The sequence below is a fragment of the Salipiger sp. HF18 genome (genome assembly GCF_011806505.1).
Classification (GTDB): Bacteria; Pseudomonadota; Alphaproteobacteria; order Rhodobacterales; family Rhodobacteraceae; genus Salipiger; species Salipiger thiooxidans.
Map to the genome: position 1 here is coordinate 1 of NZ_JAATOS010000466.1, position 3,095 is coordinate 3,095.

A 3,095-nucleotide genomic window follows, 5' to 3' on the forward strand; every position below is an offset into this window, starting at 1 on the left:
CATCACCCAGGACGAGAACTACCGCTCGGTCTACGAAGAGGGGAAGAACCGCGTTCACCCCTTCGTGGTGCCGAAGCTGATGAACAACGCTGCGGCCTCGCACGTGAGCATGGAGATGAACCTGCGCGGGCCGACCTTCACGGTCGCCACCGCCTGTGCCTCGTCGAACCATGCCATGGGGCTCGCCTTCCAGATGGTGCGTTCGGGCGCCTGCTCGGTGATGCTGACCGGCGGCTCCGAGTCGATGCTCTGCTTTGGCGGGGTGAAGGCCTGGGAAGGGCTGCGCGTCATGGTGCAGGGCGAGGGCGCGGGCGTCTACGTCTTCGAGGAATACGAGCACGCGCGGGCGCGCGGCGCCGAAATCCTTGCCGAGGTGGTGGGCTTCGCCATGACCTCGGACGCCTCCGACATTGTGATGCCCTCGAAACAGGGGGCCGCGCGGGCGATCACCGGCGCGCTGCGCGACGGCCGCATCAGGCACGACGAGGTGGGCTACATCAACGCCCATGGCACCGGCACGGCGGCCAACGACAAGACCGAATGCGCGGCGGTGGCCGATGCGCTTGGCGGGCAGGCGGACCGGGTGATGATCTCGTCCACCAAGGCCATGCACGGGCACTGCATCGGCGGCACCGGCGCGGTGGAGCTTCTGGCCTGCATCATGGCCCTGCGCGACGGCGTGATCGCACCCACCATCGGCTACGAGGAACCGGACGCGGAATGCGCGCTCGATGTCGTCCCGAACGAGGCTCGGGAAGCCGAGGTCGACGTGGTGCTGTCCAACGCCTTCGCCTTCGGCGGGCTGAATGCGGTACTGGCGCTGCGCAAGGTCTGACAGCCCGCGCCCGTTTCGGGCTTTCGGGACGAAAGGGACGCGCCGTGTCCGTCTCGGGCGGGCGGCGCTTTGTGTTCCGTCAATCTGCGCGCAGGCATGGTGCGGATTTTCCGGCTAACCCTGTGGGCTCTCGCGCCCTACCTCTGTACCACAGGATAACGGAGGCACAGATGTCGAAACACGTTGCCATCATCGTCGGCTCTCTGCGTGAGGGCTCTTACAACCGCAAACTGGCGCAGGCTCTGGTGGGGCTAGCCCCGGACGGGCTGGAGTTCACCTTCGTGGGAACGGGCGCGCTGCCGCTCTACAACCCCGATCTCGACGAGGGGACCCCTCCCGAGGCGTGGACCCAGTTCCGCAAATGTCTGAGCCGTGCCGATGCGGTGCTCTTCGTGACGCCCGAGTACAACCGCTCGGTGCCCGCCAGCCTGAAGAACGCGCTGGACGTGGGCTCGCGCCCCTACGGCGCCAGCGTCTGGGACGGCAAGCCCACCGCCATCGTCACCGGCTCGCCCGGCGGGATCGCGGGATTCGGTGCCAACCACCACCTGCGTCAGTCGCTGGTGTTCCTGAACGCACCGCCCATGCACCAGCCCGAAGCCTATGTGGGCAACATCACCGAGGTGCTGGATGAGGAGGGCAACATCATCAATGACGGCACGCGCGATTTCCTGCGCAGCGTCATGGACGGCTTCGCGGCCTGGATCGACAAGCTGTCGTCCGCAAGCTGAGGCATGGCCTGGAGCCGGAAACAGAACGGGCGCCGATCACCGGCGCCCTTCGTCATTTCGGACCATTTTTCCTGGAAAACCAGGGCCTTGAGGTCTTCTGGCCATCAAGCCCGAGGCCCCGAAAAACCATGCGCCGAAATGAAAGAAGGGCGGCGGTCTCCCCTCCGCCGCCCCTCGGGGTGGGACTGGACCCGTGCCCGCGATCAGTGATGCAGGCGGCCCATGGCTGCGGCCACGTCGGCCATCCGGGCTGAAAAGCCCCACTCATTGTCATACCAGGCAAGAACGCGCACGGTGCGCTTCCCGACGACCTTGGTCTGCTCCGGTGCAAAGATGGAGCTCGCCGTGGTGTGGTTGAAATCCACAGATACCTTGGGTTCGGGGTCATAGGCAAGCACCATTCCCATCCGACCCGCAGCGGCTTCGCGAACGACCTCGTTCACGTCCTCGACGGTGACGTCCTTGCTGGCCTGGAAGGTCAGGTCCACGGCCGAGACGTTGGGGGTGGGGACGCGGATCGCGGAGCCGTCGAGCTTGCCCTTGAGGTTGGGAAGCACCTCGCCGATGGCCTTGGCAGCCCCGGTGGAGGTCGGGATCATCGCCATCGCCGCCGAACGCGCGCGGTAGAGGTCGTTGTGGCGGCGGTCCAGCGTCGGCTGGTCGCCGGTGTAGCTGTGGATCGTCGTCATGATGCCGCTCTCGATGCCGATGGCCTCGTCGAGCACCTTGGCCAGCGGCGCCAGCCCGTTGGTGGTGCAGGAGCCGTTCGAGATCATCACGTCGCCCGGCACGAGGTCGCGGTGGTTCACGCCGTAGACGATGGTCTTCTGGACGTTCTTGGCGGGGGCCGAGATCAGAACCGACTTCGCGCCCTGGCGGATGTGCTGAGAGGCCGTCTCGCCGTCGTTGAAGTTGCCGGTGCATTCCAGCACGACATCGCAGCCGCTCCAGTCGAGCTCGTCCATGTTGTAGGTCGACATGACGTCGATGGGGCCGCGGCCGAGATCGAGCGCATTGCCGCCCACGACCTTGACCTCGCCGGCGAAGCGCCCGTGCACGCTGTCGTAGCGCAGCAGGTGGGCAGCGGTCTCGATGGGGCCGGTGGCGTTGATCCGGACCACCTGCACATCGTTGCGCGCGCTCTCGGCGATATGAGCCAGAGTACAACGGCCGATTCGGCCGAATCCGTTGATTCCGACAGTGACGGTCATGGGCAGAACTCCTTGGCTGCAGCGCGGAAGACGAGGGTCTGTATACGTGGGTATGCAGCCTTGCCAACCTGAAAAATGCAATCAAGCCAATATGTTAGCGATAAACATTTAGATTGCGCTAACATTTTGCCGCGTTTGGGGCACAATTCGGGCAGCCCTGCAGCGCGCCGCGAGACAACTGATTGGAAGGAGAGCGATGGGCACGCGGCTTGAACCTTGGGAGGCCACCGCTAGTCTTCCCAGAGACGCAATACGGAGTGTGACATGAGCGGTCTTCTGGCGCTTCTCGATGACGTGGCGGGTATCGCCCAGATTGCC

General features: G+C 65.2%; 3 protein-coding genes. 2 read left to right on the forward strand and 1 reads right to left on the reverse strand.

What is annotated here, in order from left to right:
• Nucleotides 1-835 (forward strand): beta-ketoacyl synthase (locus HC022_RS22515; protein WP_167453886.1); only part of this gene is annotated, 835 nt, incomplete at its 5' end.
• A gap of 170 nt (nt 836-1,005) precedes the next feature.
• Entirely contained in the window at nt 1,006-1,566 is a 561-nt protein-coding gene (locus HC022_RS22520; protein WP_167453887.1) for an NADPH-dependent FMN reductase, read from the forward strand.
• 203 nt (nt 1,567-1,769) lie between these two features.
• Here HC022_RS22520 and gap read toward each other — a convergent pair whose 3' ends face one another.
• Nucleotides 1,770-2,777, reverse strand: coding sequence for a type I glyceraldehyde-3-phosphate dehydrogenase (gene gap / locus HC022_RS22525; RefSeq protein ID WP_008884896.1), 1,008 nt, complete (start codon nt 2,775-2,777; stop codon nt 1,770-1,772).
• Nucleotides 2,778-3,095: the final 318 nt, after the last annotated feature.

Bases quoted from the DNA above. Each gene is read 5' to 3' on its own strand.
- HC022_RS22520 (WP_167453887.1), top strand. From the start codon at position 1,006: ATGTCGAAACACGTTGCCATCATCGTCGGCTCTCTGCGTGAGGGCTCT.
- gap (WP_008884896.1), bottom strand. From the start codon at position 2,777: ATGACCGTCACTGTCGGAATCAACGGATTCGGCCGAATCGGCCGTTGT.